Consider the following 14634-nt stretch of genomic DNA (forward strand, 5'->3'; position numbering starts at 1 on the left):
CTTAACTCGTCGCTCCCGCGAAGGCGGGAGCCGTTGGAGGGGGCAATCCGGCGCTGTCGCCCGGACGTCCAGCGCCCGGCGCAGGGGCACCGCTCAGGCTGGCGAGGCTGATCTGTGCCAGCGCGCCGCGCACGGCGTTGTTTACGACGCCCCAATGCGGCTTGACGCGGCAATTGCCTTCGAGCGCGCAATCGTGGCGACCGTCCTCGACGCAAGTGGTGAGGGCGATCGGACCTTCGACGGCTTCGATAATATCGGCGATGCTGATCGCCGCTGCGGGCCGCGCAAGGCGTACGCCGCCGCCAGTGCCCCGCGTCGACACCAGCAGGCCGGCGCGGGCGAGGCCGCTCACCAGTTTCTGCGCCGTCGGACCGGGAATGCCCGTCTGTTCGGCCAGCATCGCCGCATGCAGCGGCACCGATCCGCACTGGCGCGCGGCGGCGCTCATCAGCACGACGGCATAATCGGCAAGGTTGGACAGGCGCATGGCTCTTTCCGGCGGAACTGCGAATGATTCTTAATTGGAGTAATTCGTTCCAATTAGATAGTCGCTGAGCGCCCTAGGCGCAAGGTCGCGGACCGGCAATAAAAAAAGGCACCCATCCAGCCGGAGCCGAATGAGTGCCGAGATGAAGGTCTCAGTCCTCGTCAAAGGAAGAGCTCTTCTGGGTCGCAGGTTCCGGATAGGTCGCGGGTCTGATTCGCGATTGTATCAAAACGCCAAATCGTCGTTCGGCGCCGAAAAAGACCGTCCCGTCGTGGGGCAGGGCGAATGGATCAGCAAGTCCGGGATGACGAGATCTGGAAAAAGCGGGCGAGCCTCCGCCACACTCCGCCCGCTTCTTCCTGCCTCAGGTTTCGGAAACGATCGGGCTGACCTTGCCCGCAAGCTGTTTGCGGCCCTTCGTCGTCGCCTCGGTATAAAGCGTCGGCTTGCCGAGCTGTCCCGGGGTTGCCCCGGCAAAGCGCTTGATCTCGCGAATCAGGTGCGACTGGTCGTAAAAGGCGTCGCCAAGCTGCGCCTGGTCGAGCGTCTCGCCGCGCGCCAGCGCCGCCGCGGCGCGCACGGCGCGATATTTGCGCGCCAGCATGCGCGGCGACAGGCCGTAATAATGTTTGGTCATCCGCTCGACCGAGCGGATCGACATGCCGGTCGCTTCGACCAGGTCATGCACCTGCGGCGACGCCGATCGCGTCAGCCATTCATCGACGGTCCGGATGAACCACATCGCGGGCGCCTCGGTCTGTTTCAGCACCGCGCGGACGAAATTATTACCGATAATCAGCCGCTCTTCGTCGTTCGCGGCGCCCAGTATCGCGTCGGCGACCTCGTTGATCCAGTCGCCGAACAGATCGGCCGCGTCGATCGCGCGGTCGGTCAGTTTCTCGCCATGGCTGCCCATCAGCGCGGCCCAGCCGGCGGGCAGCATGCCGAAGCCGAAGATGCGCGTCGGGCGGTTGCTGATCGCGCGGACGCGCCCGCTCGTCGGTCCGACGATATTGGCGCGCCGTACCGCGCTGCTGTGCCCGTCCGAAAAGACATATTCGCCGTCGGCGACGGTGATAAAGCGAAACTGCGGGCGGTCGGCGCGCTCATATTCGTCGAAGCGCGGCATGTTGATGCGCGCGCAGTAAAAGCTCGACACCATGTCCGCCAGATCGGGATCGGGCGGAAAATAGTGCAGCTCGAACGGCTGCTCGCCGCTCATCTGCCCGGATGAGGCTGACGTATCCGACATGACGAGACCGACCCTTCGGTGGCTTTGTTGCCGCCTGTTGCTTCCCCGCCATAATTTCAGAACGCCCGGCTGCGTCAAGGCGCAATTTTGATTCGCACTATCAACGGCTGGCGGCGATCCAGGCATCGACGCGGCGTTCGAGGATGTCGAGCGGCACCGGCCCCGATTTGAGCACGACATCGTGAAAGTCGCGATAGTCGAAACGGTCGCCGAGCGCCGCCTGCGCGCGCGTCCTGAGTTCCATGATCTTGAGCTTGCCGATCAGATAGGCAGTGGCCTGCCCCGGATAGACGATATAGCGTTCGATCGCCTTTTCGATGTCGCCGTCGGGGTTGGGCGTATTGTCCTTGAGATACTGGATCGCCTGCTCGCGGCTCCAGCGCTTGTCGTGAATGCCGGTGTCGACGACGAGGCGGCACGCGCGCCACAATTCCATGCCGAGCCGCCCGAAATCACTGTAGGGATCGGTGTAAAAGCCCATGTCCTTGGCGAGTTCCTCCGAATAGAGGCCCCAGCCCTCGGTATAGGCGGTGAAGCCGCCGAAACGGCGGAAGGGCGGCAGGCCGGTCAGTTCGGTCTGCACCGCGCGCTGCAGGTGGTGTCCCGGAATACCCTCATGATAGGCGAGCGCCTCGAGCTCGGTCTTCGACATGTCGCGCAGGTCATAGAGGTTCACATAATAGGTGCCGGGCCGCGATCCATCGGGCGAGGGCGACTGGTAAAAGGCCTTGCCCGCCGACTTTTCGCGGAACGCTTCGACCGCTTTCACCTGCAGGTGCGCCTTGGGCAGCGTATGGAAGAAGGCGGGCAGCCGCGCCTCCATCGCCTTCACCTTGGCATCGACATCGGCCAGATAATCCTCGCGGGTCGTATAATAATATTGCGGGCTGGTGCGCAGATGCTCGAAAAACTCGCGCAAAGTCCCTTTGAAGCCCACCTGCGCCATGATCTTCTTCATCTCGCCGTGGATACGTGCGACTTCGGAGAGGCCGAGCGCGTGGATCTGCGCCGCGCTCATGTCGGTGGTCGTGTAATTGGCGAGCAGCGCGGCATAATAGGCTTTGCCGTCGGGCAGGCGCCAGATGCCGTCCTGCGTCGGCGCGACCGCCTGCTGGCGCTTCATTTCGGCGAGCAGCCGGCCATAGGCGGGGCCCGCGCTTTCGGCCCATGCGGCCTTCGCGGCATCGGTCAGCCGCGTCTTTTCGCCGGCGCCGATGTCGAGCTTGCCGACCTTCGCGCCGATATCCTCGATCACCGCATTGTCCGGCTTCATCAGATTTTCGATGTCGCTGATGACATAGGCATAGACCCACTTGGGCGGCTGGACGCCCTTTTTCGCGCGCCGCGCCGATTCGGCCGACAGCGCGTCGAGCACCGGGCCCATGCCGCGGATGCGCTCCACATAGGCTTCGGCTTCGGCAACATTCGCAACGCGGTGGATATTGATCAGAAAGGCGGGCATCTGGCTCTGCGCGCCGTTCATCTGGTCGAAGATATATTCATCGTCGCGGAACGGGAACAGCCGCTCTGCGCGCGCCGCCTGCGCGTTGAACAGTTCGAAGGACAGCGCTTCCTCCGCCGACAGCTTCGCGGGGTCGAAGCTCGCGCGCATCGCGGCGGCAGTCGCCTGTTGCAGCGTGTGGCTGGCAACCTCGGCGTCGTCGCTCGGGTCGTTCCACTTGCCGTAATCGGCGTCGCGGATACCGCGATACGCCTTGCCTTGCGGGCTCAACGACAGCTGCGCTTCGTCATAATTGTCGAAGAATTGCGCAAGATCGGCGCCCGCCGGTGCGCTCGCCGCGGGCGATTGCGGCGCGGTCGCCACGGTCGCCGGCGTACATCCCGCCGTCGCCAGCAGCACGAGCGCGGTGGACAGGATCGCGGTGGACGGGCGGGCGGCGAAACGGCGATGCGACACGATAGTCTCCCTTTGTTGGCCGGTTGACCGCAGGCCCGGCAAGGCCCTTCATTTTGCAACGATTTCCGGCTGGTCGGCAGGGGGCTTGCCATAGCCGTCGCCCCGGCGCAATGGCGGGGCATGTCGCTCTTTGCCTCCGCCGCCGATGCCGCCTACGGCCTTGTCCGCCCCGTCGTTCACGCGACCGATGGCGAGGCGGCGCACAATCTGACGCTCGCCGCGCTCCAGCCGCTACCGCGTGCGCGCGCCGCGCTGACCAGTCCTGCGCTGGCGACCGAACTGGCGGGTCTGCACTTCCCGAACCCGGTCGGCCTCGCCCCCGGCTTCGACAAGGATGCGCGCGTGGCGCATGCGATGCCCCATTTCGGTTTCGGCTTTGTCGAGGTCGGGACGCTCACCCCCTTGCCGCAGGACGGCAATCCGCGCCCGCGGCTGTTCCGGCTGGTCGAGGACCGCGCGGTGGTCAACCGCATGGGCTTCAACAACGGCGGGCAGGCAAAGGCGGCCGACCGCATCGCCTGCCTGCGCCGCCACGGTCTGCCGGTGCCGCTCGGCATCAACATCGGCGCCAACAAGGACAGCGCCGATCGCATCGCCGACTATGCGAAGGGCACGGCGGCAATGGCGCCGCTCGCCGATTATCTCACCGTCAATATCTCGTCGCCCAACACGCCGGGCCTGCGCGCCTTGCAGGATCGCGGCGCCCTCGAGGCGCTGCTCGACGGCGTCGCGGCGGCGCAGCCCGCGGGAGCGGCCAAGCCCGTCTTCCTGAAGGTCGCGCCCGATCTCGAACCCGCCGACATCGACGACATCGTCGCGGTGGCGATCGACAAGCGCCTCGCCGCGGTCATCGTGTCGAACACCACGATCACGCGCCCGCCGCTCGCCTCGCGCCACGCGGGCGAAGCGGGGGGGCTATCGGGCGCGCCGCTTCACGATCTTGCGCTGCAGCGCCTGCGCGACTTTCGCCGGGCAAGCGGCGGAACAGTGCCGCTGATCGGCGTCGGCGGTATCGCCAATGCCGATCAGGCCTGGGCGCGCATCCGCGCGGGCGCCAGCCTGATCCAGATCTATTCGGCGATGGTGTTCGAAGGGCCGGGGCTGGCCGCACGCATCGCGCACGGCCTCGAAGATCGCGCCGCGCGCGACGGCTTTGCGCGGGTGTGCGACGCGGTGGGCGCCGGCGCCTGACGTGCTCGCGCCGACGGGCGAGGGGAGACGGGCGGGGGGAACAGGGCTTGCACTCGACAGACCCCCGCGCCAATGTCGCGCCCATGCTTAAACGACTCTTTGCTGTTTTCAGCCTCTTCGTCCTTGCCGTCCCGTCGCTTGCCGCGGCGCAGGGCGTCACCTCGTCGGCCGACCCGCGCGCGACCGAGGCGGGGCGAGAGATTTTGCATCAGGGCGGATCGGCGGCCGACGCCGCGATTGCCATGGTCGCGGTGCTGACCCTCGTCGAACCGCAATCGAGCGGCATCGGCGGCGGCGGCTTCATGGTCTATCACAATGCCAAGGACGACAGCATCTCGACCATCGACGGCCGCGAAAAGGCGCCGGCGGCGGCGAAGGGCGACCGCTTCCTCGGCCCCGACGGCAAGCCGCGCGGCTTCATGGACGTCGTGCCAGGCGGCTTGTCGGTCGGCGTTCCGGGCAATGTCCGCCTGATGGAAATGGCGCACAAGAAATGGGGCAAGCTCGAATGGAAGGCGCTGTTCCAGCCCGCGATCAAACTGGCCGAGGACGGATATAAGGTCACGCCCGCGCTTTATACCTGGCTCGAACAATTCCAGCCGGTGTGGAAGGATTTCCCGGCCGCCCGCGCCATCTATTATGTCGACGGCAAACCCGCGCCCGTCGGCACCGTGATCCGCAACCCGGCCTATGCGGCCATTCTGCGCGACATTGCGGCGCGCGGCCCCGAAGCCTTTTATGCGGGCGCCAATGCCAAGGCGATCAGCGACGCCGTGGCAAAGGCGCCGCGCAATCAGGCACAGCTCACGCTCAAGGATCTCGCCGCCTATCAGGCGAAGGAGCGCCCGGCGGTCTGCACCACCTATCGCATCTACAAGCTGTGCGGCATGGGGCCGCCCTCGTCGGGCGCGACGACCGTCTTCGGCATCCTCGGCATGCTCGAGGGCTATGACATGAAGGCGATGGGCAAGGATAATCCGATGAGCTGGCACCTGCTGGCCGAAGCGATGCAACTCGCCTATGCCGACCGCGCGGCCTATCTCGGCGACGCCGATTTCGTCGATGTGCCGGTGAAAGGCCTGCTCGACAAAGGCTATCTGGCCGAACGCCGCCAGCTCATCTCGCCCTATGGCGCCGCAGGCCATTATGAACCCGGCACGCCGCCGGGCGCGAAGCCGCGCGCTGCCGCGCCGCCGATCCCCGAACATGGCACGACGCATTTCGTCGTCGCCGACAAGGACGGCAATGTCGTCTCGATGACCTCGACCGTCGAAAGCATCTTCGGCAGCCAGCTCATCGCCAACGGCTATTTCCTCAACAACGAGCTCACCGATTTCGACTTCGTGCCGGTCAAGGACGGGCAGCCGACCGCCAACCGCGTCGAAGCGGGCAAGCGACCGCTCTCCTCCATGTCGCCGACGATCGTCTATGGGCCCGACGGCAAGGTGATCCTCGCCGTCGGCTCGGCGGGCGGCAAGCGCATCATCATGCATGTCACGAAGACGCTGATCGGCGTCCTCGACTGGGGGCTCAGCGCGCAGGATGCGATGGAACTGCCCAATATCTTCTTCGGCCAGCAGGGCGTGCTGATCGAGAATGACGATCTCGGCAAGGCGATCGCGGCGAAGATGAAGCCCTTCGGCTACAGCTTCACGCCGACCGATCTAGGCTCGAAGCTCAACGCGATCGAACGCGTCGGCGATGGCTGGCGCGGCGCCGCCGACCCGCGCGGGCCCGGCACCTCGTCGGTCGACGGCGCACCGGCGCAGAACTGATTATTACGGCCAATTTTATCGTCATCCCGGCGAAGGCCGGGATCTCGCCGCTGCGCTGTGACGCGAGGATGAGATCCCGGGCTCCGCCGGGATGACGGAGGGGTTATGGGCTTCTATCGTGTGGCGATTGACCCTAAGAACGACCCAACGACAATAACCTCCCGAGGAGAGCGAGAGGCATGAAGCTGGACAACCCGCATCTCGACCATTTTCCCAGTCTGGTCGCGATGTTTTTCGACCGTGCCGAACGGGGCGGCGAAAGCCCCTTTCTCTGGCACAAGGCCGACCGCGCGTGGCAACCCCTGAGCTGGCGGCAGGTTGCGAACCAGGTCGCCGCGCTCGCGCATAATCTGCGCGCGCTGGGGCTGAAGGAGGGCGACCGCGTCGTCCTCGTCAGCGAAAACCGGCCCGAATTCTGCATCGCCGATCTCGCCATCATGGCGGCGGGGTGCATCACCGTGCCCACCTACACCACGAACACCGAACGCGATCACCAGCATATCCTCGACAACAGCGGCGCGCGCGCCGTCATCGTCTCGACCGCGAAGCTCGCGCGCACCCTGATGCCCGCGGTGATGCGGTCCGACGCGCATATCGTCATCAGCATGGAAAGCCTGCGCGTCGGCCAGCAGGGCGAGGTGGCGGTCCACGACTGGGCGCCGCTGGTCGAAGGCGGCGAGGCCCATCTGGCGGACGCGAAGGCGCGCGGTCTGGCGATGACGCGCGATGATACCGCCTGCCTTATCTACACCAGCGGCACCGGCGGCGCGCCGCGCGGGGTGATGCAGCATCATGGCGCGATCCTGCACAATGCGGCGGGCGCGGCCGAGGTGCTGGTCAATGATTTCGGCATCGGCGACGAAGAGGTATTCCTCTCCTTCCTGCCCCTGAGCCACGCCTATGAACATTCGGGCGGACAGTTTCTGCCGATCATGGTCGGCGCGCAAATCTATTACAGCGAGGGTCTCGAAAAGCTCGTCTCGAACATCGAGGAAACGAAGCCGACGATCATGGTCGTCGTCCCGCGGCTGTTCGAAGTGATCCGCGCCCGGATGATCAAGTCGGTCGAAAAACAGGGCAAGCTTGCGAACTGGATGCTCAGCCAGGCGCTGCGCGTCGGCGAAAAGGATTATGAGCGCCGCCTCGGCGTGCTCGACCGCCCGGTCGACCTCATCCTCAACAAGCTGTTCCGCCCCAAGATCCAGCAGCGCTTCGGCGGCCGGATGAAAGCGCTCGTTTCGGGCGGTGCGCCGCTCAACCCCGAAATCGGCGTCTTCTTCCACTCGATCGGCCTGACGCTGCTTCAGGGCTATGGGCAGACCGAGGCGGGGCCGGTAATCAGCTGCAACCGCCCCTCGGTCGGCCTCAAGATGGACACCGTCGGCCCGCCGCTGATGAACACCGAAGTGCGGATCGCCGACGACGGGGAAATCTGCGTCCGCGGCGAACTCGTCATGAAGGGCTATTGGCGCAACAAGGAGGAAACGGCACGCGTCCTCGTTCCCGATCCGGCCGAACCCGACAAGGGGCCATGGCTCCATACCGGCGACATCGGCCATATCGACGATCAGGGCCGCATCGTCATCACCGATCGCAAGAAGGATCTGATCGTCAACGACAAGGGCGACAATGTCTCGCCGCAGCGGGTCGAAGGGATGCTGACGCTCCAGCCCGAAATCCTGCAGGCGATGGTCTATGGCGACAAGCGCCCGCACCTCGTCGGCATATTGGTGCCCGATCCCGAATGGATGGCCGAATGGGCCGAGGTCGAAGGGCTGCCCAAGGATCTGAAACTGCTGCGCGAGCACGAAAAATTCCGCACCGCGATCCGCGAGGCAGTCGACCGCGTCAACGGCCAGCTTTCGGTGATCGAGAAGGTGCGCAAGTTCGACTTTGCCGACGAACCCTTCACGATCGAGAATGAACAGATGACCCCGTCGATGAAGATCCGTCGCCATATCCTGCGCAAGGTCTATGAGGACAAGATCGCGGCTCTCTACAAGGGGTAGGTTCGCGTCAGGATACAGGCGGGGGCGCGACCCGAAAAGCTCGGCGCAAACCGGAACCCCGCCTGTGACCGAACCTTTGGTTCAGCCGCCGTCCCCCGCCGGTTTGCGATAGGGGACGAATTCGCCAAAAACGCATGTCGGACCGCGAATGCCGCTGCTGCGATCGACCAGGTAAAAGAAGTCGCCTTCGCAGGTCGACGATCCGAACTGGCGCACGACCATGATATCGCTGTCGCGCGCGAGGCCGGGGCAACTGCCTTTCAGCGTGTTGCGGTAAACCAGATTGCGGCCCGACCGATAGAGCAGGATGTCGTCCGACACGCGAATGCTGTCCATCGAACGGTAATTGGGCAGGCATTTGACCGGGGTGCCCGGCGTCTTGCCAGTGAGCTGCTTGTCGAGCGTCGCCGCCTGCTTGGGCGTCAGCGCTGCGGCGCCGGGGGCTCCGCTTGCCGACGGCGCACAGCCGGCAAGCGAGGCGGCGGCGCCGATCAGCGCGGTGCAAAGGGCAAAGCGGGGCATGGTCATCATAGGGATCCTGACGGGCGTTGTTTGGCGGACGGACGCTGAACGAGGGCTGAAGCAGCCCATTTCAGGCCGCATCCTTCAGCGCGCGGATGCGGCCGAGTTCCGCTGCGCTGGGCGCGCGCAGAAAGGGATTGGTCGCGCGCTCGTCGCCGATCGTCGTCGGCACCGTGGCTATGCCTTGCGCGCGCGCCGTTTCGACCGCGCTCAGGCGCTCGGCCAGCGCGCGGTTGTCGGGATCGACCGTCACCGCGAAGCGCGCGTTCGACAGTGTATATTCGTGCGCGCAATAGACGCGCGTCGCATCGTCGAGGGTCGCGAGGCGCTGCATGTTCGCGAACATCTGGTCGGCGGTGCCTTCGAACAGGCGGCCGCATCCCATCGCGAACAATGTGTCGCCGACGAAGATCACGCCGTCCTCGGCAAAATGATAGGCGATATGCCCGGCGGTGTGCGCGGGGACCGCCCAGACGTCGGCGACATGCGCGCCGAGCATGACCCGGTCGCCATCGGCGACGAGGCGGTCGGCGGTCGGTATGCGCTCGCGCTCGGCCGCGGGCGCGATGATCTCGCACCCGGTCTTCGCCTTGATGTCGGCGTTGCCGCCCGTATGGTCGGGGTGCCAATGGGTGTTCCAGATCGCGGTGATCGGCCAGCCGCGCGCGTTCGCCTCGGCCAGCACCGGCTCCGCCACGGCGGGGTCGACGACCATCGTTTCGAAGCTTGCCGGATCGTGGACCAGCCAGACATAATTGTCGCTGAGGACGGGGATGCGGACGATTTCCAGCGCGCTCACGCTCTTCTCCTATGTCTCGCCGGCCTCATGCCTTCCAAGACGGACACGCGCGCGCGCCGCCTTGGTTGCACGATCTACCAGCTTCCCGTGTTGGGCATCGAGGCCCAGGGTTCGGCAGGCTCCAGATGGCCGTCCTGCAACAGCTCGACCGAGATACCGTCGGGCGATCGCACGAAGGCCATGTGGCCGTCGCGCGGCGGGCGGTTGATCGTCACGCCGGCGTCCATCAGGCGCTGGCAGGTTTCGTAGATATTGTCGACGCGATAGGCGAGATGCCCGAAATTGCGCCCGCCCGAATAACTTTCGGGGGCGCTGCCATCCTCGGGCGGCCAATTATAGGTCAGTTCGACCTCGGCAACGCCGGCCTGTCCCGGCGGGGCCAGAAAGATCAGCGTGAACCGGCCCGCCTCGCTGTCGAAGCGGCGGACTTCCTCAAGGCCGATCAGCTTGAAGAAATCGATGGTGGCGTCCGGATCCGAAACGCGGATCATCGTGTGGAGATATTTGGTCATGCCCCCATATTAGGCACGAAGCGCGCGACCTTCAAACGCTTCGAACAGATTTACGAATTCATCGGGGACCGGGCTCGGCGCGCCCTGCGCTTCGGCGACATGGACGTTCACCAGCACGCCCGTCGCGCGCAGATCGTCCGCGCCCGCGCCGTGCAGTTCGAAGTGAAAAACCATCGAACTGCGCCCGACCCGCGCCGCGCGCACGCAGATGTCGATTTCCTCGTCGAGCAGGATGGGCGCGCGATAGTCGATCTCGGCGCGCGCAACGTGGAATTCGGGGCTGTCGTGGCCCGGCCAGCGATCATATACACCCGCCGCGCGCCAATATTCGGTGATGCCGATGTCGAAATATTCGAGGTAGCGGCTGTTGAACACCACCCGCTGCGCGTCGATCTCGGCATAGCGGACGCGCTTGCGCACATGGAATTTATAGTCGCTGCGGGCCATGATTGTCCTTCAGTCCGGATGGGTCGCGAGGCGCGCGACAGTATCGATCAACAGGGCGATGTCGCCATCGCGTGACAGGCGGTGGTCGCCGCCCTTGACCAGCGTCACCTGCACATCGTCGCTCGCAAGCGCCGCGGCAAGGCGCAGGCTGATGTCGGACGGCACGTCGCCGTCTTCCTGCCCGTGGAGCAGCCGCACGGGGCAGGAGAGGGGGATTTCGCTGTCGAGCAGCAGATTCGACTCTCCTGACTGGAAGAAGACGCGCGTGGTCGCATAGGGCTGATCGCCATAGGGCGTTTCTTCGATCAGCGCGCCTTCGGCGAGGATGATCGCCTTTTCCTCAGGCGAGAAACCCCAGCGGGTGAAGTCGGGCGCCGCGGCGATGCCGACAAGTCCCGCCACCCGCGTCGGCCCGTCGCGCGCGACCAGCTCGCGCGCCGCAAGCAGCATCAGCCAGCCGCCCATCGACGATCCGACAAGGATCACCGGCCCCTCGACCTTTGCGTCGATCAGGTCGAGCACGTCGCCGCGCCAGTCGAGCAGCGTCTGGTCGGCAAAAAGTCCGTCGGACAGGCCGCAGCCCGCATAATCGAGCAGCAGGCAGGCCTGCCCCTCGGCCGCCGCCCAGTCGAACAGCGCGGTCGCCTTGCCCCCGGCCATGTCGGACATATAACCGGGCAGGAATATGATCGTCGGCCCTGCGCCACTGGCATGGCGATAGGCAAGCCGCGGGCGGCCGGGACGGTCGAGATAATCGGGTGTCGCCGTTTCGGTCACGCGAACGCGCTCAGATCACCCAATCGACCGTGTTCATCTGCGCCACGGCCTGGCCCTTGGCGCGGCGCTGTTCGACCATGATCTTGTTGAGCCGCTGGATGGTGTCGCTGCCGGTGGTGATGCACCAGCCGGGGACGACCGCATGGACCAGCGCGCACAGACCGCCCCAGATCATCGTGAAGCCGAAGCGCGCGGCGACCCCGAAATGCTCGACGTAATTTTCGTCTACGCTTTTCGGATGATCGACAAACAGGCGCTTGAACATTTTGGCGGTTCCTTTCGGGTTGCCGCTGCCCTAGCGAGCGGCCGGGGCGCAGGCAAGGGCGGTATCCGGATCCTACCCGCGGGGGAACACTTACTTGCTCCCGCCAGATATATGCCGACCTTGTCCTGAGCGCCTACCCGGTAGCCGAAGTCCGCTGCCGCCTCCCCATGCCGGCAGCACAGGGTGGATCGCCTTAATTCGCCAGGAATTCGTCGACCGCCGCGGCAAAGGCCTCGGGTTGATCGAGCATGATGAAATGGCGGCTGTCGTCGATACGCTTCAGCGTCACGGTCTTGGCCGTTGTAAAGGCGCCCTTGTAGAGTCCATCGACCATCGCTTCGGGCATCGCGCTGGCATCGAGTGGATAGAGCATCGTGAACGGCGCAGCGATTGCGCTCAGCTCGGGACGAAGATCGGTGGTCATGTCATCATACATCAGCTGCGCCGCGACCTTCGCGTTCGCCGCCCGCGTCCAGGCTTTGACCTGCGCGCGGCCTACGTCGGTGGCCGACATCATCTGCAACGTCCGGTCGTCGGCCTCGGCGCTATCCCGTGCGGCGAGCATCTTCTGCATCGCAGCGGCTTGCGGCTCGACGCCGGCGACGGTCGCGGTCGGACCGAATAGCATCCCGAAAAAGGGCAGGCTGTCGACGACCATCAGCCGGCCGACTTCCTTGGGGGAACGGGCAGCGATCATCATCGCGGTCAGGCCGCCGAGCGAATGGCCGATAATGGCCGGAGCGGGGCGGCCTTGGTCGACGATGCAATCGTCGATGTAGTCCGCAATCTCGCGCATCATCGGCTCGAGTATCGGGCCCTCGGCATTCAGGCCCGGCGCATCGCCGCCGAATCCGCGCACCTCGACAAGGTGCAGGCGATGCGTCGCTTTCAGCCGTTCGGTGGTGGGCGCCCAGACCGCGCGCGGCGAGGACAGGCCGGGGATCAGCACGACGTCGGGACCGTCGCCTTCGACCTCGACCGTGATCCGCTTGCCTTCGAGCAGGCCGGTGCCGCATCCGGCGGCGCCTTCCGCGGCATCGGCGCGCGGTGTGATGGTGGCGATCAGCAGGATGAACAGCGCGGCGATGGAAAGTCGTTTCATGGGTTCAGTCTTTCAGGAATATGGCTTCGATCGGCAGGCCGAACAGGTCGGAAATGCGGAAGGCGAGCGGCAGCGACGGATCATATTTGCCGGTTTCGATGGCGTTGACCGACTGGCGCGACACCTCGAGCCGGTCGGCGAGGTCATGCTGGCTCCAGTCACGCTCGGCGCGCAGAACCTTCAGGCGGTTCTTCACAGGCCGCGAACCTTGCCGATGAAATGTCCCAGCCCCAGGCCAAGACACCACACCGGGACGGCGGTCCACATCGGCACCGCCGGCGCAACGCCGAAGGTCGTCAGGAAGCCCCAGAAAGTCGCCACCGCGAGCAGCAGGCCGGTGGCGATCAGCGCCGCATTGACCGTCCGCGCGCGCAGATACTCATCGCTCTCCTCGATGACATAGCGCGCCATTGCCCAGATCATCCCGAATACGGGCAGCGTCGGCAGCAGCGCGAGCAGCGCGGCGAACGGTTTGGCTGCCTCCTGCTGTCGAAACAGGAGCAGCGCGCTGCCCAGTCCGATCACATACGCGAAGGAGGCGACCAGCATCCGGCGGTTGTAGCGCGTGGCAACGACCGATGCGCAGCCAGTTTCGCGCTGCATGCGCTCGGTCGCGCGCACCATCGGGATCAGCAGCAGCATCGGGAGAATCATGATCGCAAGACCCCAGGGTGCCGCGATGACCTTGCTCGTTTTCAGCAGCCATGCGGTGCCGAACATGCCGATCAGAAAGGCGATCGCCCAAAATCCTGCGGCACGCCGGGCGGAGGTTTCGGTTGCGCTTGCCATGGTTCAGGCCGCCGTCCGCTTGGCGCAGGCGCGGCCGTCGCGTGGCGTCGTTGCGATCATGATCGCGGGCAGCACGATGATCAGCATCGTCGCGATATTCTCGGGAATGATGTCGAGGATCTGCGCAACGGCGACGCACATGATGGCGAGGGCCCAGCAAAGAGCACGGAAAATCGGCGGCATCGGTCAAGCTCCCTTGTTAAAAAGTAAAGGGACATTGACACGGAGATTTGCGCTTGTCAAGCAACATTGACACAATGACAAGCGAGCCAATCGCGCTGGAGGCGTCAGCCTTTCGCGTGCCGCAATCGCCAGTTGACGATGTGTGCGCTGGCGAGGGCGATCGCGCCGAGGGTGGTGAACAGGCGGTCGCCGGTTTCGGGGGCGAGACCGCGGACCCAGCCTTCGTGCGCGGCGAGTCCGGCGGCGAGGAGGGCAAGGCCGACCAGCGCCGCGGCGACGGGATAGCGATGGCCGTGGTGCCGCTGGCCGTCGGCCAGCGCCAGCGCCGCCGCGGGCGCGGCAAGCAGCAGGATCACCGCATGAAAGCTCTCGGGCAGCGAGAGCCAGGCGCTCAGCGCGGGCGCCGCGAGCAGGAGCAGCGGCAGTGCGAGGCAATGGACGAGGCAGGCGAGCGACAGCCCGACTCCGATAAGGTCGGCGGCGCGCGAACGCAGCGAGGGGCGGGCGGGGAGGCACATGGTTCGGGCTTTCGACAGGGGGGGCGGCGGGCGTGACATAATGATACATTGTATCATTGCAGGCCCTCGCGGTGAAAACGGCCCTTGC

The 14634-nt window shown here is 65.5% G+C and carries 17 protein-coding genes; 3 read left to right on the forward strand and 14 right to left on the reverse strand.

Annotated elements, in window-relative coordinates:
- Position 1 precedes the first annotated feature (1 nt).
- From MU856_RS02760 to MU856_RS02770, 3 genes are all read right to left on the reverse strand, one after another.
- Positions 2 to 487: an SUF system Fe-S cluster assembly regulator gene (locus MU856_RS02760; RefSeq protein WP_058812753.1), complete on the reverse strand. Its 486-nt coding sequence runs from the start codon at positions 485 to 487 to the stop codon at positions 2 to 4.
- Between the two features lie 364 nt (positions 488 to 851).
- Entirely contained in the window at positions 852 to 1739 is an 888-nt protein-coding gene (locus MU856_RS02765) for a helix-turn-helix domain-containing protein (protein WP_263588309.1), read from the reverse strand.
- Between the two features lie 100 nt (positions 1740 to 1839).
- Complete coding sequence (locus tag MU856_RS02770; protein ID WP_263588310.1) at positions 1840 to 3657, reverse strand: DUF885 domain-containing protein; 1818 nt, start codon at positions 3655 to 3657, stop codon at positions 1840 to 1842.
- A 120-nt stretch (positions 3658 to 3777) separates the two neighbouring features.
- On the opposite strand from MU856_RS02770, the gene MU856_RS02775 reads away from it, so the two are divergent.
- From MU856_RS02775 to MU856_RS02785, 3 genes are all read left to right on the forward strand, one after another.
- Positions 3778 to 4848 carry a quinone-dependent dihydroorotate dehydrogenase gene (locus tag MU856_RS02775; RefSeq protein ID WP_263588311.1) on the forward strand — a complete coding sequence of 357 codons (1071 nt, stop codon included), beginning with the start codon at positions 3778 to 3780 and terminating at the stop codon, positions 4846 to 4848.
- Positions 4849 to 4931: 83 nt separating this feature from the next.
- Entirely contained in the window at positions 4932 to 6623 is a 1692-nt protein-coding gene (gene ggt / locus MU856_RS02780) for a gamma-glutamyltransferase (protein WP_003047899.1), read from the forward strand.
- A 179-nt stretch (positions 6624 to 6802) separates the two neighbouring features.
- Positions 6803 to 8632: an AMP-dependent synthetase/ligase gene (locus tag MU856_RS02785; RefSeq protein WP_062902040.1), complete on the forward strand. Its 1830-nt coding sequence runs from the start codon at positions 6803 to 6805 to the stop codon at positions 8630 to 8632.
- 81 nt (positions 8633 to 8713) lie between these two features.
- Here the strand turns inward: MU856_RS02785 and MU856_RS02790 are convergent, their stop codons facing one another.
- The 11 genes from MU856_RS02790 to MU856_RS02840 form a co-directional block, all read right to left on the reverse strand.
- A complete protein-coding gene (locus MU856_RS02790; RefSeq protein ID WP_263588312.1) occupies positions 8714 to 9163 on the reverse strand; it encodes a hypothetical protein in 450 nt (149 codons plus the stop codon).
- Positions 9164 to 9224: 61 nt separating this feature from the next.
- Positions 9225 to 9953 (reverse strand): hydroxyacylglutathione hydrolase, encoded by a 729-nt coding sequence (gloB, locus tag MU856_RS02795; RefSeq protein ID WP_062767902.1) that lies wholly within the window; start codon positions 9951 to 9953, stop codon positions 9225 to 9227.
- Between the two features lie 74 nt (positions 9954 to 10027).
- Positions 10028 to 10465 carry a VOC family protein gene (locus MU856_RS02800; protein WP_003047492.1) on the reverse strand — a complete coding sequence of 146 codons (438 nt, stop codon included), beginning with the start codon at positions 10463 to 10465 and terminating at the stop codon, positions 10028 to 10030.
- A gap of 9 nt (positions 10466 to 10474) precedes the next feature.
- The gene (locus MU856_RS02805) at positions 10475 to 10912 is read right to left on the reverse strand and encodes an acyl-CoA thioesterase (protein ID WP_086455924.1); all 438 of its coding nucleotides are present in this window, start codon (positions 10910 to 10912) and stop codon (positions 10475 to 10477) included.
- A gap of 9 nt (positions 10913 to 10921) precedes the next feature.
- Positions 10922 to 11689 carry an alpha/beta fold hydrolase gene (locus tag MU856_RS02810; RefSeq protein WP_263588313.1) on the reverse strand — a complete coding sequence of 256 codons (768 nt, stop codon included), beginning with the start codon at positions 11687 to 11689 and terminating at the stop codon, positions 10922 to 10924.
- 10 nt (positions 11690 to 11699) lie between these two features.
- Positions 11700 to 11954: a DUF6356 family protein gene (locus tag MU856_RS02815; RefSeq protein WP_062902045.1), complete on the reverse strand. Its 255-nt coding sequence runs from the start codon at positions 11952 to 11954 to the stop codon at positions 11700 to 11702.
- Positions 11955 to 12147: 193 nt separating this feature from the next.
- A complete protein-coding gene (locus tag MU856_RS02820; RefSeq protein WP_263588314.1) occupies positions 12148 to 13056 on the reverse strand; it encodes an alpha/beta fold hydrolase in 909 nt (302 codons plus the stop codon).
- A 4-nt stretch (positions 13057 to 13060) separates the two neighbouring features.
- On the reverse strand, positions 13061 to 13252 hold the full coding sequence (locus MU856_RS02825; RefSeq protein WP_263588315.1) for a helix-turn-helix transcriptional regulator: 192 nt from the start codon (positions 13250 to 13252) through the stop codon (positions 13061 to 13063).
- Positions 13249 to 13845 carry a hypothetical protein gene (locus MU856_RS02830; RefSeq protein WP_263588316.1) on the reverse strand — a complete coding sequence of 199 codons (597 nt, stop codon included), beginning with the start codon at positions 13843 to 13845 and terminating at the stop codon, positions 13249 to 13251. Before MU856_RS02830 ends, MU856_RS02825 begins: the two co-directional genes overlap by 4 nt.
- A gap of 3 nt (positions 13846 to 13848) precedes the next feature.
- The gene (locus MU856_RS02835; RefSeq protein ID WP_156001228.1) at positions 13849 to 14028 is read right to left on the reverse strand and encodes a hypothetical protein; all 180 of its coding nucleotides are present in this window, start codon (positions 14026 to 14028) and stop codon (positions 13849 to 13851) included.
- 104 nt (positions 14029 to 14132) lie between these two features.
- The gene (locus MU856_RS02840) at positions 14133 to 14546 is read right to left on the reverse strand and encodes a MerC family mercury resistance protein (protein ID WP_058813422.1); all 414 of its coding nucleotides are present in this window, start codon (positions 14544 to 14546) and stop codon (positions 14133 to 14135) included.
- Between the last annotated feature and the right edge of the window lie 88 nt (positions 14547 to 14634).

It is taken from the genome of Sphingopyxis sp. GC21 (assembly GCF_025727575.1).
GTDB classification, from domain to species: Bacteria; Pseudomonadota; Alphaproteobacteria; order Sphingomonadales; family Sphingomonadaceae; genus Sphingopyxis; species Sphingopyxis terrae_A.